Consider the following 24,134-nt stretch of genomic DNA (forward strand, 5'->3'; position numbering starts at 1 on the left):
TTCCTGATAATAACACGGGGCGCTTGTTTAAGCGCCCTGTGTTTGTTTAAAGTTATATTAGGGGGTTACATATGGATGTCTTTTAAACGTAGTGATGCCAGTTCAAGCTGTCTAGGTATCGCTGTGCTGATGTTGTGTGGAATAAGTGATAAGTGCTGGGTAAGTTCGTTGTAATAAGCTATTCCAGCTTGTAATTGTGCTTTGAATTTGGCTACATATTTTATTTTTTTATCGTTCATGATATTTTTATTGTCTGTGACATATTTTTGAATATGATCGATATAAAGGTTGAGTTCGTTGATCATAACAAAAGGTCTGTTTTCATTTTCAAAAACTGATATACGGCCATAGATGTGATCGATCATTTCCCGCAAAGAATATTGTTTTTTGAACCAGACAAGATTTGGACCTGGGCAGATGGATACAGCGGTCTGTTCTTTGCTCTTCTGGATATTGTACTTGAGATAGGCGGGTGCTGCGAGCCCTTCACAAAGACAGGTTTTCTCTGTAATGGCGTCAAAGGCTTTATCGTATTCCGCAACGGACAGGTTTTGTTTTTGTAGTTCCTGGATCTTTTGATGTTGATATACGCGTGATGCGGTGCAGATCGGTTTATCACTAAACTCTGTGTTCGAAATAAGGTATTCTTTTTTACAAGGGCTACCGGGGCGCCCTTTTTTTATACGTTCCAATCGTAGGTGCTCCGCGCCACTTTGTCTGAAATTGTTAAAGGGAATTCCCAAGGGAGATGCTCCGCTACAGTAGAAGTCTTCTTGCTTGGCAGTTTCCAATGCTTTTAAGGTTTCTTGATCTACCGTGGTTGCTTCGGGAACCATCAGGAATGGGGAGCCCCATCCTACGGCATCGAATCCATAGTAGTCTAACAAGAACTGATGTTCTGAAGCAGTTCCCACACCTCCTTGAACTGTATATTTGATGATGGGGGGAGTTGTTAATGAGCGCTCTTGGGAAGTCCAATATTCGTGGTATATCTCGAAAAGTTCGGTTTTCAAACTTTCTTTTTTCTCTTTAAACTCTTGAAGGATTGGCCCTAGAAGAAAACCATCGGTTGCGAAAGCATGACCACCACAGTTCAAACCGGATTCTATTCTGAATTCAGACACCCATACACCGCGCTTAGCGAGATATTTTGCCTGGATGAGCGCCGATCGAAAGTCACTTACTTTCAAAACGATCTTTTTGTCAAATAGGCCTTCACTATTGGGGAAGAAACCCGGTAATTCAGCGAGGTAAGCATATAGGTGTGGATTCATCCCTGCGGAAAGAATAAGAGAGGAATGCAGTGTTGAATTTGCAAAACCACGTAAGGCTGCTGAAGCATCAGAATAACGCTGATCCAATAGGTTACTATCCTGGTAATTCATTTTATCTACTTTAGACATAATGTTAACATCGATGTCTCCCGCTTTGAGGTAATTGATCAATAGATCTTGCAGCTCGGTTTTAATCGCGCGATTGCTTTCAATTTCCATCGCATGATAAATTGGTTTTGAAGGGTGTGAATCGGGTAGAAGCTGAAAATATTTGGTAAGTTCGGAATTTTCGGTAAAGGGTTGACGCTTTAAGGCCTCGATTTGTCTATTGACCACAAACTGTACAAGATTGAGATAGGCCGTAATTCTCTTTGCTCGGTAATCGTCTTCTGTTTTAGCGATCGGACGATAGGAGATTTGATATTGTCCGCAGTAATAGCGGCGCATGCGCTCGATTAGTTCATCGTCAACAATAGACATTACGGAGGAGATGCCGTATTGTGCGACCTTAAGTGCGGAGTCGATGGAGAAAGCTAAGCCTAATACGGGGATATGAAAAGTATGCGTCATTCTTAAATATTTCTTTTACGAAATAATGGAGAATAACGCTGAAAAAAAGTAATGATTGTTTTATCGGGAAATGATTGTAATCACTATTCGAATACAATTGTCTTGTAATCGTTGCGCATCACACGATCTTCGCTAAGCAGACGAATTGCTCGGCTCAAAACAGCCTTTTCTATTTCTTTTCCGGCAGTTACCATATCTTTTACAGTATAGGTGTGGTTGACATGTCGTATATCCTGTACGATGATGGGACCTTCATCGAGCTGGTCGGTCACGAAATGCGCTGTGGCGCCTATGATCTTAACGCCTCTTGCATGGGCCTGCTTGTACGGATTGGCGCCAATAAAAGCGGGGAGAAATGAATGGTGTATGTTGACCAGTTTATTTTCAAAGGTACTGACAAACTGAGAAGACAAGATCCGCATGAACTTCGCCAAAATAATATAATCGAAATTATAGTTTTGGATTTGTGCGATCAGTTGTTTTTCGAATGTTTCCTTTGTCAGGTTTTCATGTGAGATACAATGAAATGGAATATCAAACTTTTCCGTAAAGGAGCGTAGTGATTCATAATTACCAATTACGGCCTGCACTTCTGCTCCCCATGTTTCGAAGTGTTGTCGTACCAGGATATCGGCAAGGCAGTGATGCTCTTTGGTCACGAGGACGACGATTTTTTTACGATTATTGGGGTTTATCTGTATTTGAGCGGATGGAGGAAGTACTTCGGCAAGGGAATCGGAAAGCTGTTTCTGCTCTGGCACGAGACCGTTACACACGACACGCACGAAGAATTTGTTGGCTTCTTCATCCACATATTCACGCATGGTGACAATATTGAGTTGAAATTTTGCTAGCGTATTAGAAATGTTGGCGACCAATCCAACGGCATCTTGACATTGGATCAGAATTAAGGTTTGGTTGTGCATGAAAGGTGGTTGTAGGTTGCTAAAAAAGCGGGTTATTTTAACCCGCTTTTTTTGTTAGTTCTTCTTCAAGGTCAACTTCAACACGTAGATTTTCGACAATATGCTTTTGTCGGTCTGGTGTGTTTTTGCCCATGTAATATTCTAATAACTGTTGAATTTTATTGTCTTTGGACAAGATAACCGGGTCAAGACGGATATCTTTTCCGATAAATAATCCAAATTCGGAAGGTGATATCTCACCTAAACCTTTGAATCGAGTAATTTCAGGTTTAGCGCCTAATTTTGCGATTGCTTTTTGTCGTTCTTCATCGGAATAGCAATAGATCGTTTCCTTTTTGTTGCGGACTCGGAAAAGTGGTGTCTGTAAGATGGAAACATGGCCAGCTTTGACAAGGTCTGGGAAAAACTGCAAGAAAAATGTCAATAACAACAGACGGATGTGCATTCCATCGACGTCGGCATCGGTAGCGATTACGATATTGTTGTAGCGTAATCCATCGAGACCGTCTTCAATATTAAGTGCATGTTGTAAGAGGTTAAATTCTTCGTTTTCATAAACAATCTTTTTGGACATACCGTAGGAGTTTAACGGTTTTCCTTTTAAACTGAAAACTGCCTGAGTCTGCACATCCCGCGATTTGGTAATTGAACCAGACGCAGAATCCCCTTCAGTGATAAACAAAGTTGTTTCTTGGTTACGTTCATTTTTATCGCTGAAGTGCACTTTACAGTCACGTAGTTTACGATTATGCAAAGAGGCTTTCTTCGCTCTTTCGTTGGCGAGTTTTTTGATACCGGCGATATCCTTACGTTCACGTTCAGATTGTAGAATACGTTTTTGAAGAGCATCTGCCGTAGCCGGATTTTTATGCAGGTAATCATCCAATGCTTTTTTGATAAAGTCACTAATGAACCCTCTTACTGTAGGACCTTCTGGACCGACACTCTGCGAGCCTAATTTAGTCTTGGTTTGAGACTCAAAAACAGGTTCTTGTACTTTGATAGCGATAGCACCAATGATCGAGGAACGAATATCCGATGCGTCAAATTCTTTTTTGTAGAACTCGCGAATTGTTTTGACAAGTGCTTCACGGAAGGCTGCCTGGTGTGTTCCACCTTGCGTGGTATGCTGACCGTTGACAAAAGAATAGTATTCTTCTCCGTACTGTTGACCATGTGTCATGGCAATTTCAATATCTTCACCACGGAGGTGAATGATCGGGTAGCGCATGGACTCGGCATCGATATTCCGTTCCAATAGATCTTTTAGACCATGCTCGGAAATAAATTTCTGATTATTGAAATTAATGGTAAGACCAGAATTTAAGAAGACATAATTCCAGATCATGTTTTCTACAAATTCAAGTCTATATTTATAATTTCGGAAAATCGAATCGTCCGGATAAAATGTTACTGCTGTCCCATTTCGTTGCGTGGTATCTTTTTGTTCATCGTTGATTAATTCTCCGTTAGAGAATTGGGCGATGCGCGTTATATTTTGACGATATGACTGTACGGTAAACTGACTGGACAAAGCATTTACGGCTTTTGTACCGACACCATTTAAACCAACTGACTTTTGGAAAGCCTTACTATCATATTTACCACCTGTATTGATTTTAGAAACAACATCAACCACAGAACCAATTGGAATACCACGTCCATAATCGCGTACGGAAACTTTATTTTCGTTTACCGTGATATCAATAATTTTACCAGCGCCCATAACAAACTCATCAATCGAGTTGTCAACGACCTCTTTCAATAAAACATAGATACCATCATCATAGGCCGAACCGTCCCCCAATTTTCCAATGTACATTCCCGGACGAAGGCGAATATGCTCTTTCCAATCCAGGGACCTAATGCTGTCTTCGTTATATGTACTCATAAATTAATGTAGAACTTAGCTAACAAAAGTAAAAAAAATAAACTACGATAAGTATTTAAAAGGCTAAATTTTTTAGATATCGATAGTTTGCGTGCTGCTGGAGAAAATTGCTGGTTTGCTGGGAAATGTTTACATTTAGTGTAAGTAATTGTAACGAGAATAATTTATGGGATTATTTGATAAAATCAGGAATGAGTTTGTCGACATTATCGAATGGGTCGATAATAGCACAGATACGATTGTGTGGAAGTTTCCACGGTATCAGAATGAAATAAAAATGGGTGCGCAGTTGACTGTGCGGGAAGGGCAGGCTGCGGTATTTTTAAATGAAGGTGTGGTTGCAGATGTCTTTCAGCCTGGTCGCTATGAATTGACAACACAGAATATGCCGATCATGACAACCATCAGAGGCTGGAAATATGGGTTCAATAGTCCATTCAAAGCCGATGTCTATTTTGTCAACCTTCGACAATTTGTCAATCAGAAATGGGGAACCAAAAATCCGATTATGCTGCGGGATCCTGAATTTGGACCAATTCGACTTCGGGCTTTCGGTAATTTCTCCTTTCAGGTGAAGGACGTTACTGTTTTTATGAAACAGCTGGTTGCGACGACGCCTGTTTTTACTGTTGAAGATATCATAGAGCAGCTTCGAAATATTGCGGTATCGCGTGGGATGGATGCTATTGCTGAGTCGAAGATACCAGCCTTAGACCTAGCATCCAACTACGATGAGGTTTCGGCCTTGATACAACAAAAAATTGGGGTTGATTTTGATGAGTTGGGTTTGAGCTTAACGAAATTCTTAATCGAAAATATTTCATTCCCAGAAGAGGTGGAAAAAGCCCTTGATAAGCGAAGCAGTATGGGGGTCGTTGGTAATCTAGGGGCATATGCCCAATTTCAAGCAGCTAATTCCATGGAGAAAGCTGCTGAGAATCCCAATAGTGGGGGGATCGTAGGTGCTGGATTTGGCGCCGGACTGGGGGCGGGAATGGTTGGTCAAATGGGCAATGTATTTCAGCAAAACAGCTTTGATGGGAATAATCCTGCCGGTACGGGCTCAGCTGCTGTGGCTTCGTCTGCCGGGGCAGTTGGACCGCCTCCATTGCCAAAAACGGCAGCTTATTACCTGGCCATTAAAGGTAAACAGGAAGGGCCATTTGATCCGGAACAGCTACGCGGTCTAGTAAAAGAGGGGACGATGACACTTGCCACCTTGGTTTGGAAAGAGGGACTTGAAAACTGGATTGAGGCTGAAAAGGTAGGCGAATTAAAGGATCTGTTTTCGCAGAACCCGCCACCGATACCAGGAGTTTAGGATAAAACGCACGACCGAGTTTTATGAGTTTTGAAGAAAAAACCTCCGAAATAGAGCAGGGGTTAAAATGCCAGGGCTGTGGTGCTATCTTGACTTATCAGCCTGGTACTTCCTATTTAGAATGTTCTTATTGTGGAACTAGAAATGAAATAGCGGACCCGATAGCGGAAAATGGGCATATTGAATCAACAGATTATAAAGTCTTTGGACAAGCAATGGAAGGAGTCGCCGATGAGCGCTATAGCTATTTGGCTGAAGTTGTGCATTGCAGTAACTGTGGTGCAAACTCGCGCTTGAATCCTCATGTTACAGCAGATTTATGTGCTTTTTGTGCTTCACCTTTGGTAATTGACCATCAGCAAAAGCGTATTGTGAAGCCACATGGTCTTGTTCCCTTTTCCGTTGATTACAAAAATGCTTTTGGGCTATTGACACAATGGGCCGGTAAGATATGGTTCGCTCCGAATGACTTTAAGCGAATTTTTAATTCAAGAAATGATCGTTTAAAAGGCGTGTATATACCATTTTGGTCCTATGATGCAGATGTACATTCTGATTACGTCGGGTCACGTGGAGAGTATTATTATGTGACGCGTACAAGACGCAATTCGGATGGTGAGACGGAAGAATACGAAGAAAGACGAACAAATTGGTATCCAGCTTCAGGTAGTATCTATAGTCAATTTAAGGATATTGTCATTTCGGGATCAACATCTCTTCCCGAAAAGTTCTCTGATAAAATCGGACCTTGGAATTTGGGCTATCTAAAACCTTTCAATGAGCAATATTTAAGTGGCTTTATCGCTGAAACTTTTAGTGTGGATCATGTAAAAGCGGCGGAAACTGCCCGGACTGTTATGGATCGGGAAATCGAACGTCAGGTTGAGAATGACATCGGTGGTGATACGCAGGATATTGATTCCATTGATAGCGATTTTAAATCCATTAAATTGAAGTATATTCTTTTGCCTGTGTGGTTATCTGCTTATCAGTACAAAGGAAAGAGTTATCAGATCATGGTCAATGCATTTAACGGTAAAGTTTATGGACAAAGACCTTATAGCTTTTGGAAAATAGCTTTTTTGGTGTTGGCAATCATTATTATTTTGTATCTATTGAGTTTTATGGGATAACAAAAAAGGTTATAAAAAAAGCGCTGTTCTCAATAAAAGAGAACAGCGCTTTTTTTATGTTAATCGTCTTGACTATTTGTTTAATGAAAGTAGGAATCCGATCGTGAAATTGGCATCCCAATCAAATACGAAGGTGTCGCAATTGGTTGCATCTTTAATTGCTTTATAGATGTTGACACCGCTCTTTGTTTTCACTTTATCTGTTTTGTAAGATGCTGGATCGTTCAAAACCGTAAAACGCTCTTCACCTTGGCGTGTTTGCGATGCTAATTCAAAAGGAACCCCGCCTATAATAAAACAAACTTCTCTTTTATTTGCTGGAATTTTTTCGCCTAATTTTTTTATTTCTGTATAGACCGCATCATCTTTGAGGTCTTTTTCATAATATTTCGCACCAGGTGCTTCTACCGATTTTGTGTCACCGTCGATCCAGGAGATTTTGGTGTTACCGGAGCCAATATCAACAACAAATGAATTGTCTTCGTAAGCTTTCGGAAGAACCGATTTTAACGCTAATTTTCCTTCCTGCTCTGCTGTAACCAGGTTGACCACAAAGCCCATTTTTCTAAGTTCAGCACTGATAACTGAAGTTTTAGGTTCTTTTTGAGCTCCGGAGCTAATAACGAAATGTATGTTTTTGGATTTGACGCCTTTGTCGAGCATCATGCCTATATAATCTTTTAATCCTTTACGGATGTCTTCCGTATTTGCCAATCCTTCGTATGCAAATGACTTTCCAAAGTCTTTGGAAATGATCTCCCAGCGATTTTCTTTGTCCATATTGACGACAAAGGAATTGAAACCCGAAGCGCCCACTTCAACGACGCCCTTGTATTCGCCGTCGACTGGTTTTTCGGGTTGATAGTTGAATGAACGAGTCGTTTCTGAGCCTGATGAAGGTGCGACCGCATGACCATTATTGCTTGTTGAATCTGTTGTTTGGACTGTCGAATTAGCATCAAATTTGCCCGATTGAATGGCCCAATAACCGATTGCGAGAATAGGTAAGGCGATGATAATTGCTTTGATTGGCCATCTTAATCTTGCCCATGTTGATTTTTCTTCCATGATGTTCGTATAATAAGTTTGATTTTAGTTAAATATTAATCGAGTAATGTAAATCCTTTATCTACTTTTTCTTCGGGTTTGAGTTCATAGCTAGCATCTGCCATTTGCGTTACGTTTAATACATTTAGATTACGTTCGTCAACTTTGCGGATAAACTCTTCCAGTTCACCTTGAGTAGGCGTGCCACCCACGGTGATGTTGTTGTTTTGATCCAAGAAATCAAGATTCGATCGGATAGAGGCAATATTTTGACTGATGGCACCTGTTGCTGCATTCATGGCCTCCTGAAATGCCCAGCCATCTTTAATATTGAAAACATCGGCTAGGCCATCGGTGGCATTTTTCATCTTTTGAGTGGCTTCTAGCTTCTTGGAAATGATGGAAATGCTGCTATCCAAGGTGCTGACATAGATACGCGCTGCGCTTTCATTATCTTTTAGGACTTCCAATACTTTTGCAAATTGATTGGCATATTGGACATAACTGCGCGCATTTTGCTCTTCAGATTCACCTTCTTTTCCCAATAGAAATGCTTTGGTACGTGTTTCTTTGGCATCTCTTGCATAAGCATTTGCCTTCTCTGCATTATTTTTGCTCGTTTCCTCTTTTGATTTCTCGTCGAGATTAGCCGCTTCAGCGGTGAAACGTTTCGCATAGGTGTACTTCTCTTCGGCTGTTTTTTGAGCAGTTTCACCGCTTTGAATCATGTCGATGCGGACACCGTCTACATTGCTGATTTTTTCCTTCACACGTTTCAGGGTGTCTTTTGCATCTCTTGATAACAGTTGTAAGGTTTCGATAGGGTTATTTCTAATGATGGATTTTTCACCTTTAAAAAGTAGGACGGTTCCCAATCGGTGCAATAGCGCAATGATCTTTGGAGCTAGCAATAATAAGGTAATCAGGATTATACTGAATATCACAAAAAGTATACTTTTTCCGGCATATTCCAACATAATCGGTAAGTACTTGAAAAAAGCAAAGGCTCCACCAAGTAAAAGTGCCCAAAAGAAGATCGACGAAGCTGTCTTCTTCGCTTCTGGTGATTTTAATTGTGCAGGCAAATGATCGCCCAGTACTTGAAATATCGGAAGTTGCGTCTTTATCTCAGCGGGAATATTAACATACTGATCTTTTCTTTCCATTGATTTATTTTTATGTTATTGATTGATTAATCATCTGCAATGCAGTGTTGATTTCGGTGACCACTTCATCAACGGCCGCGTTGCCGATGTTTATTTTTTGTTCGATATCTTTAATTCTTGGTTCGTACTTTTCATTAATTTGTTCCAAAGCGACTTGTTTTTTCTGTAGATCATCTTGCAATTTGGCGATATTCTCCGTTATTGTTTTGATTTCGGTGTTCAGATTTGCAATCTCCATGGTTCGGTCCTGTTCAGTCTTTTTCTTTTCAGCCTGTTTTTGTTCCGATTCTTTGGCAATGGTTTCTTTCAATTTATTAGCATAATTTGTGCCAGTTGCTACCAGTTTATCCTTGGTTAACGAACTGTCTACAAATTTCAGTGAAGTATAGGCTGCTTTTAATGTGTTTTCCTCTACTTTTCCCATTGCAGCAGCAGCGTTCCACACTTCGAAAAAATCTACACCTTGCTCGTTGAGTTTTTCAAGAATGGCATAGACCTTTAATTTCATTTCTTTGAGATCGGTTGTTCCATCATTGGCTGTTATAGGGATTGGGGGCGGTGTCTTTCCAGTTGGAGCCTGAGCCGTGGGCGATGAATATGCCGGTGGTACATGGAGTCTTTCAGGAGCAGCATTAGTGCTCGGAGTCGGGGGGGCTTGTACCGGTGGAGTTTGCTGCGGCTGATCGTCCTCAAAAATTAATTTCTTTAGACTGTTTAATATACTGGATCCTCTTTTAGTATCGTCGTTGCTCATCATGTCATAGTTGATTATATCTCTACTAAAATAATAAAAATTAATATTCTCTTCTAATGAATTGCGCTATGGAATACCCGAAATGGACACGGGGGTGATAGGAGCTTGAATAAAAGCGATGAAATGCAAAGTAGGGGGAGTGAATTGGCCTCTATGGCACTTTATGTTTAGGGTAAAAACAAAGATTCCCAATTGTTGATTGGGAATCTTTGTTTTGGCGGTAACGGTCCTGTGGGACTATTATCTGCCAAAATCATCTTGTACGCGAACAATATCGTCTTCATCAGAAGGGTTGTTGGCATCTGTGTGCTGCCAGATCTCGGCTAGAATACCGAAGCCATCCAATCCAATTAAACGGTGACGTTGCCCTTGACGCAATCTAATCGTTTCGCCTTCTTTCAATGTTGAAACAACCGATTCTTCATCTGTGTCAGAAACCATAACGCCTACGTTACCTTGGATAACACGCCAGATTTCGGCACGACGGTGGTGATATTGCCATGAAAGTCTTTTCTCTGGTGCAACAATTAAAATTTTTGGACTTAATTTCCCTGAGATTCTTAACTCTTGTACATCCATTCCGCCGAAGTATTCATCGGCAAATTCTTGTGCTTGGGATTCGTCAATAACGAAAAATCCTCCCCAAGGGCGTGCAGCATCTGATTTATCAATACGAAAACCTTTGGATGTCAGCATTTCCTGTACTTTCTCAAACAATGCGATTTTATCTATAGCCATATTAAAAATTCTAAAAATTTGTTATTCGTTAATTCAGTTGCTAAATATAAAAAAAATCCATTAATATTTTAAGTTAACCGTTTTAGCTTTATCTAAATACGTTATAATGGAGCGGTTTTAGGTGTCTTAAGCTATAATGTGTCGCGTGAAGTTAAAAATGAAATTGCTAATTTTGTGATCAATCTAATTTCAGGATATGTCAAACTTTCAAGTCGATCGAGAAAATACTGCATTTATGCAGGCTGTTGCTTTTGTTAACCAAACGAACCAGAACGTATTTATTACAGGAAAGGCGGGTACAGGAAAAACGACGTTCTTGAAGTATATCCGTGAGCATAGCTACAAGAAGATGGCTATTACGGCTCCTACGGGCGTCGCGGCGATGAATGCGGGCGGGACCACTTTACATTCTTTATTTTGGCTTCCTTTTGGAACCTTTATAGAAGATTATGAATTACGTTGGGACGAGCAGGATAGTCATATTTACAATAAATCACGTTTATTCAGTACGATTAAACTGACCAAGCAGCGCAGGGCTATCTTGCAGGAACTTGAGCTATTGGTGATTGATGAGGTTTCAATGGTCCGTGCAGATACATTGGATGCGATTAATGTGATCCTGCAATCTGTTCGTCGCGATATGCGACCTTTTGGTGGGTTGCAGGTTCTGTTTATCGGAGATTTGTATCAGTTGCCACCAGTTGTGAAAGACGCCGAATGGAATGTTTTACGGGATCATTATTCTTCTGTTTTCTTCTTTAACGCTAAAATTTTAAGAGATAATCCCTTGGTGATGTTAGAGCTTAATAAAATCTATCGCCAGCAAGATGAGGGTTTTATTTCCATTTTGAATGCCATACGAAACAATCAGTGTACAAGTGACATGCTCACGACCTTAAATGGTTACTATGAAAAAGACTTCGTTCCAAGCGAAGCTGAGCAGTATATTACATTGACCTCCCATAATCGAAATGCTGATGAAATAAACGGAGCCAAGTTGGCGTCATTATCGGGTAAAATGTTAAATCTTAAGGCAGTTGTAAAGGACGATTTCGCGCAGGGTTCCTATCCTGCTGAAGAAACGTTGTCTTTAAAAATAGGGGCACAGGTGATGTTTATTCGAAACGATTCGGGAGATGAACGTAAATATTACAACGGAAAGATCGGTACGGTAAAGGACATCGATACTGTGCAGGGCACAGTATCGGTTACATTTCCTGATGGGTCGGAATCTGTAACGGTAAAAAGGGAGACCTGGGAAAATATTCGGTATAATTACGATAAGGGGCAAGATCAGATTAAGGAGGAGATATTGGGTACATTTTCGCAATTTCCACTTCGACTGGCTTGGGCTATCACCATTCATAAAAGCCAGGGCTTAACTTTCCAAAAAGCAATCATCGACGCGGGGACCTCTTTTGCCGCGGGACAGGTATACGTTGCATTGAGCCGTTTAACGAGTTTGGATGGACTTGTATTAAAATCGATCATCCCTTCTTATGCCATCCGTACAGATTATCAAGTTGTTGAATTTGCGCAGCGTACTCAGGGTCAGGCTGATATCAATGAAATTCTAGAGAAATGCCAACGGAATTATCTTGGCCAGATTTTAATGCACGGTTTCCGTTGGGACGGTCTATTGGCCGAGACTTCTGAGTTACTGAAATCACTTGAGGAGCGTAATATTGATGGAAAGGAACAAGCATTACTATTTTTTCAACAATTGGTCAAGCACCTTCAGACCCAAGAGAAAGTTGCACATAAGTTTATTGTTGTACTGTATGATTTGTTGCGGGATAAAAACGCGATCGATTATGACGTAATCTGTGAACGTTCTACTGCTGCGGTCAATTGGTTTTTACCGAAAATGGATGTAGATCTGATTGAGGCTTTAACCAAACATATCGAAGAGTACCAGATACGAAAACGTACGAAGAAATATATTGACGAGTTAAAAGCACTATTGCTTGATTACAAGCGAAAACGCGAGCAGTTGCAACATTGTCTGCTTATTGCTGAAACGCTTTCAAAACGGGAAGATTTTCAAACAGCGATGCTCGATGTTGCTGCCAGCGTGAAGACCAAAGAAAAAGATGAATTGGCTGCACAAAGTGCAGATGAAGAAGGACCTAAGAAGTTGGATACAAAGGATATTTCCTTAGAAATGTTTAAGGATGGTATGAGTATTCCTAATATAGCGGTTAAGCGTGGGATGGTTGCGGGTACGATATATGGACATTTAATTAATTTTGTTGGTACGGAAGTGGAAGCAACAGAGTTGATCGAACAGGAGAAGTTGGATCGTATTCTTGGTGTTATTCGTGCAAATCCGGATAAGTCTTCTTCGGAACTTAAAATGCTTTTGGGGGCGGATATTGATTATCCGGATATTAAAATTGGACAAAAAGTTTTGGGATTGTAGGCAATAAAAATTTATAGCGTATATTTGTAACAAATTGTGTGATATAGTTTGTTGAAAGCCCATTGATAACCTTAAGATTGCTTATGGAAAACAAGAAAGATCCTAACAAGTGGCTTGTGCTGACGACTATTTCAACCCAGATGGTTTTTACCATTTACGCATTTTATTTATTGGGGGATTGGCTGGACGGTAAGTTTCATGCTGAGAACCAATTATGGATGAAGATCTGTACCCTTGGAGGGATTGGAATTTCTCTATATCAAGTCATTAGACAAGTGAATCGATTAAACGATAGATGATAGTATATATAAAGCAGGCCCTTATTTTATTTTTTGTTGCGGTATTAATTTTTGCCGTTCATTTCTTTTTGTTAAAGTCTTTTGATGGTATACATTCCCTGGGAGATCTACATTTTCCATTGTATGAAATTTATATTTTTCAACTGATATTATCCGTGATCATCATGGTGGGGATAAGTTACTGTTCGCAGAAATTTCCGCAATATGTTGGTTTTGTTTTCTTGGGGTTATTGACTTTAAAGTTTGTCCTAAATTATGTATATATCCATAATGGGTTGGCAAAACCGCAGGCTGATATTTTAAAATATAACTATTTGATCGTTGTCGTTTTATTCCTTTTTTACGATGTTATATTTGCTTACAAGGCTTTAAACAAATCCTAAGGGAGAAAACGATAGTTTTTTCAAAAAAATGTAATATTAAAGTAGCTTTTGTGCTTTATATATAGTATTTTCGCAAAAAATTTTAAATAACATAATAGTAGTATCGTGAGTCTTAAAAGAACACTTCAATTTTTAGCAGTTATTCTGTTTGCAGTTGCGCCATTTTTAACAAAGGCGAATGAGGATGCACACGGAGAAAAATCGCAGGCTGAGGAAATCAATAGCCATATTGAGCATCACTTACAAGATGATTATTATTTTAGCTTCTTTTCGGATGAAGAGACAGGTAAACATTATGGTTTTTCATTGCCGGTAATTTTGATCGATAATGGCTTGAAAGTTTTTATGGCTTCGGCATTCGATCACGGTAATAAAGTTGCTGAGGTTGATGGCCAATATTATGCATTGTATCACGGGAAAATTTATAAGACTGATGCTACTGGTAATTTGACTGGTCATGAGTATCGTAAAAATGCTGATGGTAGTTATGTTATGACTATAAATGAAGATGGAAAAGAAGAGAAAAAGGAATTTGAAACTTCTTATGTGATTGGTTCTCATGAAATTCATGATGCTGTTGATTTTCATCCATCTGTAGTGATGCCTTTAGATTTTTCGATCACTAAAAGTGTTGTTGGTTTGTTTTTGGCTGCATTTTTAATGTTTTGGGCATTTATTAGTTTGGCTAAAACATATAAAAAAGGCGCTAACAATTTACCTAAAGGTGTTGGACGTGTATTGGAGCCTTTGGTTATCTATGTACGTGATGAGATGGCTATTCCAAACATTGGTCATCGTTACAAGGAATTCATGCCTTATTTATTGTCTGTATTCTTTTTGATCTGGATTTTAAACTTGGTTGGTTTGACACCACTAGGGTTCAACGTTACAGGAAATATTACGGTAACTTTATGTTTGGCTCTTTTTACGTTCTTAATTGTGAATATCAAAGCAAACGCAAACTACTGGAAGCATATTTTTTGGATGCCAGGAGTTCCGGTTCCATTTAAATTTGTTTTAGCGCCAATTGAGGTATTGGGATTGTTTACAAAACCATTCTCTTTGATGGTACGTTTGTTTGCAAATATTACAGCTGGTCACACGGTCGTAATGGGATTGATTGCAATTGTTTATTTATTGCAACACCAATTGACAGTAGTGGGTAGTATCGGTGTTTCCATGTTCTTGACAATCTTCTTGATGGTTATCGAATTATTGGTAGCATTCTTACAAGCATTTATTTTTACGATGTTGTCATCCTTATTTATCGGTATGGCGGTTGAAGAACATCACGATCATTAATTAGTAAATTTTTTAATTATTCAAATCATACATTATGTACAATTTAATTGGAGCCGGTTTAATCGTTATCGGTGCAGGTTTAGGTTTAGGTAAAATTGGTGGTTCTGCAATGGAAGCTATCGCTCGTCAACCAGAAGCAGCATCTAAAATCCAAACTGCAATGATTATCATTGGTGCCTTACTTGAAGGTTTAGCATTCGGTGCTTTATTATTAGGTAAATAGTCACAACGGTTTTATGGTATAACCTGCAACGGTTGGTTGCAGGTTATATTATTCCTGAATCTTAAAAAATAAGAATTATCATTATATAGTATAACAATGGATAAATTAATACATTCGTTTTCGTACGGTTTGTTTTTTTGGATGGTCATCGTCCTTGTGGTTATTATCTTTTTATTAGGTAAATTCGCATGGAAACCAATTGTTGATGCCCTAGACGAACGTGAAAAAGGTATTGCAAGTGCTTTGGAGGCTGCTGAAAAAGCTAAATTAGAAATGGCTCGTTTAACAAATGAGAACGAACAATTACTAAAAGAAGCTCGCGCAGAACGCGATGTTATCCTTAAGGAAGCAAAAGAACTTAAAGATAAGATTGTAGCTGAGGCAAAAACTCAGGCACAGGCTGAAGGTGCAAAATTGATTGCACAAGCAAAAATCGAGATCAACGAACAAAAGAACAAAGCTTTGGCTGAGGTTAAGTCTCAGGTTTCTTCTTTGTCTTTGGATATTGCTCGTAAAGTGTTAAACAAAGAATTTGAGGACCAAGGAAAGCAAGAAGCTTTAGTAGCAGATTTGCTTAATGACGTTAAATTGAACTAATCCGGTCACTCAAATTACGAAATAGAATTATGTCAGTATTTAAAGTAGCATCAAGATACGCTAAGTCATTAATCGACTTGGCTAGCGAGCAAGGCTCACTGGAAACAATCAAGGAGGATATGGATTCATTCATTGCTGTTTTGAAATCCAGTACAGAATTGCAAGCGGTTTTTGCCAATCCTATTGTTCCTTTGGACAAGAAGAAAAACATATTGGATGCGCTATTTAAAGATAAGATCAATCCAAATATCTTGGCATTCTTTAAGATCATGATCAATAAAGGTCGTGGCGAGATTGTTTATGCCACTGCTCAAGAATTTATTCGTGAGTACAACGAGGTAAAAGGAATTGTGAAAGCTACAGTTACATCTGCAGCGCCGCTTTCTGAAGCTAATTTGGCAGCGATGAAAGATGTACTTGCGAAAGAAACCAACGCTCAAGTGATATTGATCAATAAAGTTGATCATAGTTTGATCGGTGGATTTGTAGTCAATATCGGCGATCGCCAAATTGATGCAAGTATTGCTGGTAAGTTGAATAAATTGGAAAGATATTTGAATCAGAATAATTAATTTGTTCTGATACTTGAAGTAAAATAAATCAAAAAACCCCTTATAATAATTAAAATGATAGAGGTAAGACCAGATGAAGTTTCGGCAATTCTAAGAGAGCAATTGTCGGGCTTTAAATCAGAAGCCGAACTAGAGGAAGTGGGTACCGTACTTGCTGTAGGTGACGGTATTGCTCGTATTTACGGCTTAACTAAAGTTCAGTCCGGTGAGTTGGTTGAATTTGATAACGGATTACAAGGTATTGTATTAAACTTAGAAGAAGACAACGTTGGCGTTGTACTTTTAGGTCCTTCTGATGAAATCAAAGAAGGAGATACTATTAAACGTACCAACCGTATTGCATCCATCAAAGTTGGTGAAGGCTTGTTGGGACGTGTTGTAAATACTTTAGGTCAACCAATCGATGGTAAAGGACCTATTCAAGGTGATTTGTATGAAATGCCTATCGAGCGTAAAGCCCCAGGTGTTATCTACCGTCAACCGGTAACTGAGCCATTACAAACAGGTATCAAAGCGATCGATGCGATGATTCCAGTTGGTCGTGGTCAACGTGAGTTGGTTATTGGTGACCGTCAAACAGGTAAAACAGCTGTTTGTATCGATACAATCTTGAACCAAAAAGAATTCTATGATGCAGGAGAACCTGTATTTTGTATCTACGTTGCCGTAGGTCAAAAGAATTCTACAGTTGCGAATATCGTGCGTACATTGGAGGAAAGAGGTGCTATGGCTTATACAGTAGTTGTTGCTGCATCTGCTGCTGATCCAGCTCCACTTCAGTTCTATGCGCCAATGTCGGGTGCTGCTATCGGCGAGTTTTTCCGTGATACAGGCCGTCCAGCATTGATCGTTTATGATGATTTGTCTAAACAAGCGGTAGCTTACCGTGAGGTTTCTTTATTGTTACGTCGTCCACCGGGCCGCGAAGCATACCCAGGTGACGTATTTTATCTACACAGCCGTTTGTTGGAGCGTGCAGCGAAAATCAACTCTTCAGATGATATCGCACGCAACATGAATGATCTACCTGAGTCGATCAAACACTTGGTGAAAGGTGGTGGTTCATTAACTGCACTTCCGATCATCGAAACTCAAGCTGGTGACGTTTCTGCGTATATCCCAACCAACGTAATTTCAATTACAGATGGTCAGATCTTCTTGGAGTCTAACTTGTTCAACGCAGGTATTCGTCCAGCGATCAACGTAGGTATCTCTGTATCTCGTGTAGGTGGTAACGCGCAGATCAAACCGATGAAAAAGGTATCTGGTACATTAAAGTTAGATCAAGCTCAGTACCGTGAATTGGAAGCTTTTGCGAAATTCGGTTCTGATCTAGATGCTGCTACTAAATCTGTCTTAGATAAAGGTGTTCGTAACGTTGAGATCTTGAAACAAGGTCAATACTCTCCAGTTTCTGTAGAGAAACAAGTTGCGATTATTTATATCGGAACAAAAGGTTTATTGCGTAATGTTCCCGTAAACAAGGTGAGAGAATTTGAAGAAGAATTCTTAACGCATTTGGAGCAACGTCATCCAGAAGTCTTGTCAGCTTTTAAAGCTAATAAGTTCTCCGATGAATTAACTGCAGTATTAGAAACAGTAGCTAAGGATTTAGCATCAAAATATTAATAGTAATGAGTATTTGGTATTGAGTCTATTGACAAGGCTCGATACTCAATACTAGATACTTAATACTTAAAACAAATATGGCAAATTTAAAAGAAGTAAGAAACCGGATTACCTCGGTATCATCAACACAGCAGATCACGAAAGCTATGAAAATGGTTTCGGCTGCTAAATTGAAGCGCGCTACTAACGCTATCTTACAATTGCGCCCATATGCGAATAAACTAAGAGATATTTTGGCGGATGTTTCTGCGAGTGTTGAAGGAAGTAACTCTCCTTTTACAGTAGACCGCGAGCCAAATAAGGTGTTGATCGTTGTTGTTTCTTCTAACAGAGGTTTGGCTGGAGCATTCAACGCAAATGTTATCAAAGCGACTAATAACTTGATCTTTAACAAATATGCCGAGCAACATGCAAAGGGTAATTTGAGTATCATTGGTATTGGTAAAAAGGGTTATGACTTCTACTCGAAACGTAACTTCAATGTGGTAGCTAATCACTCTGATTTGTTTTCTGATTTAAATTTTGGTTCTGTATCTGTGGTGACTGAATTTATCATGGAACAATTCAAAGAAGGTAATTTTGATCGTGTTGAAGTGGTTTATAATCAGTTCAAAAATGCAGCAGTTCAAGAGTTGACTGCAGAGCAGATTTTACCATTATTACCTGCGGAGGAAAACAAACAACATACGCATAAAGCAAAAATAGAAGCTGAGGTGGATTATATCATCGAGCCTTCCAAAGAGAAGATTATCGAGGAGTTGATTCCTAAAGCAATCAAGATTCAATTATACAAAGCTGTTTTAGATTCGAATGCTTCTGAGCATGGAGCACGTATGACGGCAATGGATAAAGCTACAGAGAATGCTGGTGACTTAATCAAATCACTTAAGCTATCTTACAACCAGGCACGTCAAGCTGCAATTACAACAGAATTGACGGAGATCGTATCTGGTGCAGCAGCATTATCAAACGGGTAATTTTTTTATTCGGGAATATATAGAAAAAGGGCTAATCATACATGATTAGCCCTTTTTCTATATACGCTATTATCTACCATCGAATTAAGGCTGAACCCCACGTAAATCCTGCTCCGAAAGCAGCCAAACATACGAGATCACCTTCTTTAATCTTTCCTTCTTCCCAAGCCTCGCATAGTGCTATCGGTACAGAGGCAGCAGTGGTATTACCATATTTCTGAATATTGTTGAATACCTGATCTTCCCTTAATCCAAGAGTTTTCTGTACAAATTGCGAGATGCGAAGATTGGCCTGATGTGGAATCAATAAATCGATATCACTGGTTTTTAAATTATTTTTTGCTAGTGCTTCATGAATGACCTCAGGAAATTTGACAACAGCTTTTTTGAAGACGGCCTGGCCATCCATATTTGGAAACGCAGTTCCATCTTCGAGCATCTCTTTGGTCATCAATAATCCGCCCAATTCCTGATCCGGCCAGTCGGGCATTTTATCCAGCCAAATTCCACTAGAAGCTCCGGGGTAATACATCGCTAGCTTTTCAGCATCGGCTCCGTCTGAATGTAAGTGCGTGCTCAGGATTCCTTTGCCATTTTCGGTTGTGGGTTGCACAACCACTGCTCCAGCACCATCGCCGAAAATCACGGAAACGGCTCGTCCTCTCGTAGAAAAGTCAAGTGCAAAAGAGTGTTTTTCGGAACCAACCACTAGCACATTTTTGTACATCCCTGTTTTGACAAATTGATCGGCAATGGAAAGCGCATATATAAAACCTGAACATTGGTTTCTAATATCCAGTGCCCCGACCTCCTTCATTTCCATTTCCCGTTGCAGTAGTACGGCGCAGCCCGGGAAATAATAATCTGGTGATAAGGTGGCAAAGATGATGAAGTCGACATCTTCGGGTGTAATATGGGCTCGTTCGATGGCAATTTTAGCTGCTTCGACACCCATAGTGGTGGTGGTTTCGCCTATTCGGTCTGCATATCTACGTTCTTTAATGCCAGTTCGTTCTTGAATCCATTCGTCACTGGTATCCATAAAGCGTGTTAGGTCATTATTGGTATATACGTTTTTTGGAACGTAGTAGCCAATTCCTGCAATTTTTGACTGTAACATAATAAATTCCTCTAATTGATTGTATTCTTCCCTTTTATATTATCGTTAATTTAGAAAAAAATATTCTATTTTTGCAGAATGGGTACCCAAACTGCTGAAGAAACCTTTACGTTAGAAGAGATATTAGCCTCTGTCAAAGAGTCTAATCGACTCATTTTGTGGAATGATGAAACCAATACGTTTGAACATGTGATTCATTGTCTCATCTATCATTTACAATATACCGAGAAGCAAGCTGAGAAGATTGCCTGGAAAGTGCATACTGAAGGGAAATGTGCTGTATTGGAGGGTACTTATACGGAGATGGAGATCTATCGTAAAATTCTGAAAGCCGAGGGATTGACTGTTTCTGTGGAGTAATTTGCTATTCTTTTGTTACCGTAATAATATGGTTACGCTTCAATTTTGTCTGTAAGTTTTAGTTTTCTTTGCACTATAACTATAAACTAAGCTGAAGCATGTTTTTTTACGCTAAATCGTTTAAATCTTTCTTATTCGTATTCTTTTTACCTGTTGTCCTTTTTGCTCAAACAGGTCAAATCAAAGCTATTTTAGTCGATAGCGAAACTTCTAAACCTATTTCATCGGCTAGTGTCGCGCTCTTGGACGTCAATAGTAACGTCTTTGTTAAGGGCGGACAGTCTGTATCCCAAGGATTCCTTTTGTTGTCTGATATTAAACCTGGTAAATATAATGTCCGTATCACTTATGTTGGCTACGAGACACATACTATTGATAGTATAGAGGTATTAGGGGATAAAAGTAAGGACTTAGGTCGAATCGCTTTGAAATCTACAGGTAATATGTTGAACGAAGTTGTTATTGAAGGAAGAGCTCCAGCTATGCAAATTGGTATAGACCGTAAAACCTTCAATGTAGGTGAGAGTTTGGTCAGCGCGGGTGGAACAGCGACCGATGTGCTTGCGAATGTTCCCACTTTGCAAGTTGATCAGGATGGATCGGTCAGTTTGCGTGGATCAAGTAGTGTGAAAATTTTAATCGACGGCCGAGAGTCTGCTTTAGCAGGAAACGATGTAACTTCTTTGCTTCAGAGTCTACCTGCCAATTCAATTGAAAAAGTTGAAGTTATCACGAACCCTTCCTCGAAATATGATGCGGAGGGGCAAACAGGAATTATCAATATCGTTTTAAAGAAGAATATTAGGACGGGATTAAATGGATCTGTAAATACTTCTGCAGGATCCTATGATAACTATATGGCGGGATTGACCTTGAATTATCGTGATCGGAAATTCAATTACTTCGGATCCTATAACTTCAATAAACGAAACATGGTGGGAAGTGGGAAAACGGACAACACGTTTTTTGGTGATAGCACGCGTAATCATAGCGAATCCGAATCGTCAAGAAAGGGCAATAGCCATACGGTAAAAGCTGGGTTTGATTATAATATGTCAGACCGTACTTCATTGAGTTTTTCGGGTAATTTAAGTATACGTGATAACAAGCGAATAGAAGACTTGAATTATGAGTTCTTTAAACAGTCACAGATGACAGGAACGAGCGTTCGAAATTCAACACAATTTGAAGACGATCTTGGTTATGAATTAAACGCCGATTTTAGACATCAATTTAAGCGAGAAGGAGAGGAGTTGACGGGGAATGCGAGTTATGGGAGAGATAAGGAAGATGGTACAAATGATTTTTCTCAAAATTACACCGATGGACGGAAGGCCACCTCACGGAAGAATGTTACGTCTGAGGATGGCAAGAATATCAACCTTCAATTGGATTATGTTTTACCTTTCTCCGAGGTAAGCAAATTCGAGGCGGGCTACAGGTCTCAAATCAGAAAATCATTTGATACCCAGTTTTCCAGATCACTCGATTCTATAGGTACCTATGTGCCGGACTATAGAATCAGCAACGATTTTGATTTCACGAGTACTGTCCATGCGATCTATGCGAATTATCAAAATAAATTAACAGATAAAATTGGTTATCAAATCGGACTCCGGGGAGAGCAATTTGAACTCAAGTCCACCTATTTCTCCAAGGATCCAGCTGCTGTGGAAAAGGAATCCAATGCTAAACAGAAATTTTTCAGGTTATATCCAACACTGTTTTTAACCTACGATGTTGGTGAAAATGGGGATAAAGTTCAATTTAGCTACTCGCGCCGTGTCCAACGGGCTCGTGGTTGGCAAGTTAACCCATTTTTAAATGTATCCGATGATTTGAATTATCGTCAGGGAAATCCGAATCTGAAACCGGAAGATGTGCACAGCTTGGAAATGAGCTTTGCCAAAACCTTTGGTAAAGTAAACCTGATATCTTCGGCTTATTTCAATCACGCTAGTGAGGTTATTCAGCCATTTGTTTACAAGATAGAGGATGGAAGAACATACAGTAGATGGGAGAATATGACCAGTCGTAATCTTTCGGGTTTTGAGTTTATTTCAAAAGTCAACGCAACGAAGGATTTTGACTTTACATTTAATCTCAATTTGATCCACATTCAGTATAATGCAAACCCGGACTACGATATTACAGAACGAAAGGATTTCGCTTATAATGCCAATCTGACCGCTAATTATCGTTTTACATCAACGTTTTCTGCTCAAATGAGAGGCGAGTATAATTCTTCGCGTGTAATGGCTCAGGGACAGATGAATGCAATGAAAGGTATGGATCTAGCCTTGAAAAAAGATGTGTTCAAGAAGAAATCTTCTATTATGTTGAATGTGAGAGATGTATTTAATTCGCGAAAAATGAATGGTGTGACAGAGACAGCTCAACTTATATCAAATTTTGAGCACCGTTGGATGAAGAGGATGGTAACCTTATCACTTTCCTATCGGTTTGGTAGCCAAGATTTAAACAAATCAAAGAAAAAAGTGTCGAATACAAATGAAATGGGGGGCGGAGAGGAATATTAAAAAATATTCCTCTTTATACACTCAAATGCTTAAATTTAATTTTAAAACAAACCTAAAACTAAAAAGAATGAAGTTATTAAAAACAGTTCTTGCGGTATCGGTGATTGCTTTTTCAGCACATCTTAATACTGCCGTAGCGCAAGCAAAAAAAGAGGTTCCTGCTTACAAAATCTTAGATTTACCCCGTGTAGATATCAAGAAATTTAAAAAGAATAAAGCTGGAGCCTATGTTATTTTTGATGGTACTTCGATGGAAGGCTGGAGAGGATATGATAAGACGGTAGTCCCAAAAAGATGGGTTATTAACGAAGGGGCGATCAAATTTGATAGTCAGGCCAATGTTGGTAAAGAAGAAGGTGGTGACTTGGTCTTTGCCCATGATTTCAAGAATTTCGAATTGGAGATGGAATGGAAAGTTGCTAAAGGAGCAAATTCAGGTATCTTCTTTTTAGCGAAGGAAGTGGAAGGACAACCGATTTATATCTCGTCTCCAGAATGTCAGGTTTTGGACAATGAGAACCATCCTGATGCTAAAATGGGTGTAGATGGAAATCGTAAATCGACATCATTGTACGATATGATCCCTGCTAAGCCTCAGAATGGTAAACCGTATGGCGAGTGGAATAAAGTTAAGATCAGAGTAAACAATGGCAAGGTAGAGCATTTTCAAAATGGTGTAAAGGTTGTTGAATATACATTATGGGATAAGTCCTGGATTGATTTATTGCAAAAAAGTAAATTCAGTGAAGAAAAATGGCCTTTGGCTTTTGAATTGTTGAGCCATGTTGGTGGCGATAGCAAATCGGGGCTTATCGGTCTTCAGGATCATGGAAATGATGTATGGTTTAAGAATATTACCGTTAAGGTTCTAAAATAGAAAAAGCAGCTTA

21 protein-coding genes are annotated in these 24,134 nt (G+C 39.4%); 13 read left to right on the plus strand and 8 right to left on the minus strand.

Features of this window, described 5'->3' with window-relative positions; all coding sequences use genetic code 11:
- Nucleotides 1-65: 65 nt before the first annotated feature.
- From HS960_RS24090 to HS960_RS24100, 3 genes are all read right to left on the minus strand, one after another.
- Entirely contained in the window at nucleotides 66-1,844 is a 1,779-nt protein-coding gene (locus HS960_RS24090) for a hypothetical protein (RefSeq protein ID WP_182330773.1), read from the minus strand.
- Nucleotides 1,845-1,927: 83 nt separating this feature from the next.
- A complete protein-coding gene (purU, locus tag HS960_RS24095; protein ID WP_153847280.1) occupies nucleotides 1,928-2,770 on the minus strand; it encodes a formyltetrahydrofolate deformylase in 843 nt (280 codons plus the stop codon).
- Between the two features lie 37 nt (nucleotides 2,771-2,807).
- Nucleotides 2,808-4,661 (minus strand): DNA topoisomerase IV subunit B, encoded by a 1,854-nt coding sequence (locus tag HS960_RS24100; RefSeq protein ID WP_120333218.1) that lies wholly within the window; start codon nucleotides 4,659-4,661, stop codon nucleotides 2,808-2,810.
- Between the two features lie 166 nt (nucleotides 4,662-4,827).
- On the opposite strand from HS960_RS24100, the gene HS960_RS24105 reads away from it, so the two are divergent.
- Both HS960_RS24105 and HS960_RS24110 read left to right on the plus strand, forming a co-directional pair.
- Nucleotides 4,828-5,982 (plus strand): SPFH domain-containing protein, encoded by a 1,155-nt coding sequence (locus HS960_RS24105; RefSeq protein WP_159731107.1) that lies wholly within the window; start codon nucleotides 4,828-4,830, stop codon nucleotides 5,980-5,982.
- 23 nt (nucleotides 5,983-6,005) lie between these two features.
- On the plus strand, nucleotides 6,006-7,115 hold the full coding sequence (locus HS960_RS24110; protein ID WP_153847278.1) for a zinc finger domain-containing protein: 1,110 nt from the start codon (nucleotides 6,006-6,008) through the stop codon (nucleotides 7,113-7,115).
- A 72-nt stretch (nucleotides 7,116-7,187) separates the two neighbouring features.
- Here the strand turns inward: HS960_RS24110 and HS960_RS24115 are convergent, their stop codons facing one another.
- From HS960_RS24115 to HS960_RS24130, 4 genes are all read right to left on the minus strand, one after another.
- Entirely contained in the window at nucleotides 7,188-8,183 is a 996-nt protein-coding gene (locus HS960_RS24115) for a hypothetical protein (RefSeq protein WP_182330774.1), read from the minus strand.
- A 35-nt stretch (nucleotides 8,184-8,218) separates the two neighbouring features.
- Entirely contained in the window at nucleotides 8,219-9,328 is a 1,110-nt protein-coding gene (locus HS960_RS24120) for a hypothetical protein (RefSeq protein WP_088162938.1), read from the minus strand.
- 10 nt (nucleotides 9,329-9,338) lie between these two features.
- Nucleotides 9,339-10,085 (minus strand): hypothetical protein, encoded by a 747-nt coding sequence (locus tag HS960_RS24125; RefSeq protein ID WP_159731111.1) that lies wholly within the window; start codon nucleotides 10,083-10,085, stop codon nucleotides 9,339-9,341.
- Nucleotides 10,086-10,322: 237 nt separating this feature from the next.
- Nucleotides 10,323-10,820: a cupin domain-containing protein gene (locus HS960_RS24130; RefSeq protein ID WP_046671961.1), complete on the minus strand. Its 498-nt coding sequence runs from the start codon at nucleotides 10,818-10,820 to the stop codon at nucleotides 10,323-10,325.
- 196 nt (nucleotides 10,821-11,016) lie between these two features.
- Here HS960_RS24130 and HS960_RS24135 point away from each other — a divergent pair, with 196 nt between their 5' ends.
- The 8 genes from HS960_RS24135 to atpG all read left to right on the plus strand — a co-directional run bounded on the left by HS960_RS24135 (nucleotide 11,017) and on the right by atpG (nucleotide 19,224).
- Nucleotides 11,017-13,242 carry a helix-turn-helix domain-containing protein gene (locus HS960_RS24135; protein ID WP_182330775.1) on the plus strand — a complete coding sequence of 742 codons (2,226 nt, stop codon included), beginning with the start codon at nucleotides 11,017-11,019 and terminating at the stop codon, nucleotides 13,240-13,242.
- An 83-nt stretch (nucleotides 13,243-13,325) separates the two neighbouring features.
- Nucleotides 13,326-13,541 carry an AtpZ/AtpI family protein gene (locus tag HS960_RS27190; RefSeq protein WP_075994172.1) on the plus strand — a complete coding sequence of 72 codons (216 nt, stop codon included), beginning with the start codon at nucleotides 13,326-13,328 and terminating at the stop codon, nucleotides 13,539-13,541.
- A gap of 488 nt (nucleotides 13,542-14,029) precedes the next feature.
- On the plus strand, nucleotides 14,030-15,226 hold the full coding sequence (gene atpB / locus HS960_RS26960) for a F0F1 ATP synthase subunit A (protein WP_228280118.1): 1,197 nt from the start codon (nucleotides 14,030-14,032) through the stop codon (nucleotides 15,224-15,226).
- A gap of 34 nt (nucleotides 15,227-15,260) precedes the next feature.
- Nucleotides 15,261-15,449, plus strand: a complete 189-nt coding sequence (gene atpE / locus HS960_RS24150) for an ATP synthase F0 subunit C (RefSeq protein ID WP_021188666.1) — start codon at nucleotides 15,261-15,263, stop codon at nucleotides 15,447-15,449.
- 96 nt (nucleotides 15,450-15,545) lie between these two features.
- The gene (locus HS960_RS24155; RefSeq protein ID WP_046671966.1) at nucleotides 15,546-16,046 is read left to right on the plus strand and encodes a F0F1 ATP synthase subunit B; all 501 of its coding nucleotides are present in this window, start codon (nucleotides 15,546-15,548) and stop codon (nucleotides 16,044-16,046) included.
- Between the two features lie 29 nt (nucleotides 16,047-16,075).
- Nucleotides 16,076-16,618, plus strand: a complete 543-nt coding sequence (locus tag HS960_RS24160) for a F0F1 ATP synthase subunit delta (RefSeq protein WP_182330776.1) — start codon at nucleotides 16,076-16,078, stop codon at nucleotides 16,616-16,618.
- Nucleotides 16,619-16,672: 54 nt separating this feature from the next.
- The gene (gene atpA, locus HS960_RS24165; RefSeq protein ID WP_153847274.1) at nucleotides 16,673-18,247 is read left to right on the plus strand and encodes a F0F1 ATP synthase subunit alpha; all 1,575 of its coding nucleotides are present in this window, start codon (nucleotides 16,673-16,675) and stop codon (nucleotides 18,245-18,247) included.
- A 77-nt stretch (nucleotides 18,248-18,324) separates the two neighbouring features.
- On the plus strand, nucleotides 18,325-19,224 hold the full coding sequence (gene atpG, locus HS960_RS24170; RefSeq protein ID WP_153847273.1) for an ATP synthase F1 subunit gamma: 900 nt from the start codon (nucleotides 18,325-18,327) through the stop codon (nucleotides 19,222-19,224).
- Between the two features lie 73 nt (nucleotides 19,225-19,297).
- Here the strand turns inward: atpG and HS960_RS24175 are convergent, their stop codons facing one another.
- Nucleotides 19,298-20,344, minus strand: a complete 1,047-nt coding sequence (locus tag HS960_RS24175; RefSeq protein WP_159731117.1) for a 3-oxoacyl-ACP synthase III family protein — start codon at nucleotides 20,342-20,344, stop codon at nucleotides 19,298-19,300.
- Nucleotides 20,345-20,422: 78 nt separating this feature from the next.
- On the opposite strand from HS960_RS24175, the gene HS960_RS24180 reads away from it, so the two are divergent.
- The 3 genes from HS960_RS24180 to HS960_RS24190 all read left to right on the plus strand — a co-directional run bounded on the left by HS960_RS24180 (nucleotide 20,423) and on the right by HS960_RS24190 (nucleotide 24,121).
- Entirely contained in the window at nucleotides 20,423-20,704 is a 282-nt protein-coding gene (locus HS960_RS24180; RefSeq protein ID WP_046671971.1) for an ATP-dependent Clp protease adaptor ClpS, read from the plus strand.
- Nucleotides 20,705-20,802: 98 nt separating this feature from the next.
- Nucleotides 20,803-23,244 (plus strand): TonB-dependent receptor domain-containing protein, encoded by a 2,442-nt coding sequence (locus HS960_RS24185; protein ID WP_182330777.1) that lies wholly within the window; start codon nucleotides 20,803-20,805, stop codon nucleotides 23,242-23,244.
- Between the two features lie 67 nt (nucleotides 23,245-23,311).
- The gene (locus HS960_RS24190; protein WP_083663849.1) at nucleotides 23,312-24,121 is read left to right on the plus strand and encodes a 3-keto-disaccharide hydrolase; all 810 of its coding nucleotides are present in this window, start codon (nucleotides 23,312-23,314) and stop codon (nucleotides 24,119-24,121) included.
- Nucleotides 24,122-24,134 lie beyond the last annotated feature (13 nt).

It is taken from the genome of Sphingobacterium paramultivorum, from assembly GCF_014109745.1.
Classification (GTDB): Bacteria; Bacteroidota; Bacteroidia; order Sphingobacteriales; family Sphingobacteriaceae; genus Sphingobacterium; species Sphingobacterium paramultivorum.

What these genes read in the sequence shown, in the direction of transcription:
- HS960_RS24090 (WP_182330773.1), bottom strand. Translation starts at nt 1,844, where the DNA reads ATGACGCATACTTTTCATATCCCCGTATTAGGCTTAGCTTTCTCCATC.
- purU (WP_153847280.1), bottom strand. Translation starts at nt 2,770, where the DNA reads ATGCACAACCAAACCTTAATTCTGATCCAATGTCAAGATGCCGTTGGA.
- HS960_RS24100 (WP_120333218.1), bottom strand. Translation starts at nt 4,661, where the DNA reads ATGAGTACATATAACGAAGACAGCATTAGGTCCCTGGATTGGAAAGAG.
- HS960_RS24105 (WP_159731107.1), top strand. Translation starts at nt 4,828, where the DNA reads ATGGGATTATTTGATAAAATCAGGAATGAGTTTGTCGACATTATCGAA.
- HS960_RS24110 (WP_153847278.1), top strand. Translation starts at nt 6,006, where the DNA reads ATGAGTTTTGAAGAAAAAACCTCCGAAATAGAGCAGGGGTTAAAATGC.
- HS960_RS24115 (WP_182330774.1), bottom strand. Translation starts at nt 8,183, where the DNA reads ATGGAAGAAAAATCAACATGGGCAAGATTAAGATGGCCAATCAAAGCA.
- HS960_RS24120 (WP_088162938.1), bottom strand. Translation starts at nt 9,328, where the DNA reads ATGGAAAGAAAAGATCAGTATGTTAATATTCCCGCTGAGATAAAGACG.
- HS960_RS24125 (WP_159731111.1), bottom strand. Translation starts at nt 10,085, where the DNA reads ATGATGAGCAACGACGATACTAAAAGAGGATCCAGTATATTAAACAGT.
- HS960_RS24130 (WP_046671961.1), bottom strand. Translation starts at nt 10,820, where the DNA reads ATGGCTATAGATAAAATCGCATTGTTTGAGAAAGTACAGGAAATGCTG.
- HS960_RS24135 (WP_182330775.1), top strand. Translation starts at nt 11,017, where the DNA reads ATGTCAAACTTTCAAGTCGATCGAGAAAATACTGCATTTATGCAGGCT.
- HS960_RS27190 (WP_075994172.1), top strand. Translation starts at nt 13,326, where the DNA reads ATGGAAAACAAGAAAGATCCTAACAAGTGGCTTGTGCTGACGACTATT.
- atpE (WP_021188666.1), top strand. Translation starts at nt 15,261, where the DNA reads ATGTACAATTTAATTGGAGCCGGTTTAATCGTTATCGGTGCAGGTTTA.
- HS960_RS24155 (WP_046671966.1), top strand. Translation starts at nt 15,546, where the DNA reads ATGGATAAATTAATACATTCGTTTTCGTACGGTTTGTTTTTTTGGATG.
- HS960_RS24160 (WP_182330776.1), top strand. Translation starts at nt 16,076, where the DNA reads ATGTCAGTATTTAAAGTAGCATCAAGATACGCTAAGTCATTAATCGAC.
- atpA (WP_153847274.1), top strand. Translation starts at nt 16,673, where the DNA reads ATGATAGAGGTAAGACCAGATGAAGTTTCGGCAATTCTAAGAGAGCAA.
- atpG (WP_153847273.1), top strand. Translation starts at nt 18,325, where the DNA reads ATGGCAAATTTAAAAGAAGTAAGAAACCGGATTACCTCGGTATCATCA.
- HS960_RS24175 (WP_159731117.1), bottom strand. Translation starts at nt 20,344, where the DNA reads ATGTTACAGTCAAAAATTGCAGGAATTGGCTACTACGTTCCAAAAAAC.
- HS960_RS24180 (WP_046671971.1), top strand. Translation starts at nt 20,423, where the DNA reads ATGGGTACCCAAACTGCTGAAGAAACCTTTACGTTAGAAGAGATATTA.
- HS960_RS24185 (WP_182330777.1), top strand. Translation starts at nt 20,803, where the DNA reads ATGTTTTTTTACGCTAAATCGTTTAAATCTTTCTTATTCGTATTCTTT.
- HS960_RS24190 (WP_083663849.1), top strand. Translation starts at nt 23,312, where the DNA reads ATGAAGTTATTAAAAACAGTTCTTGCGGTATCGGTGATTGCTTTTTCA.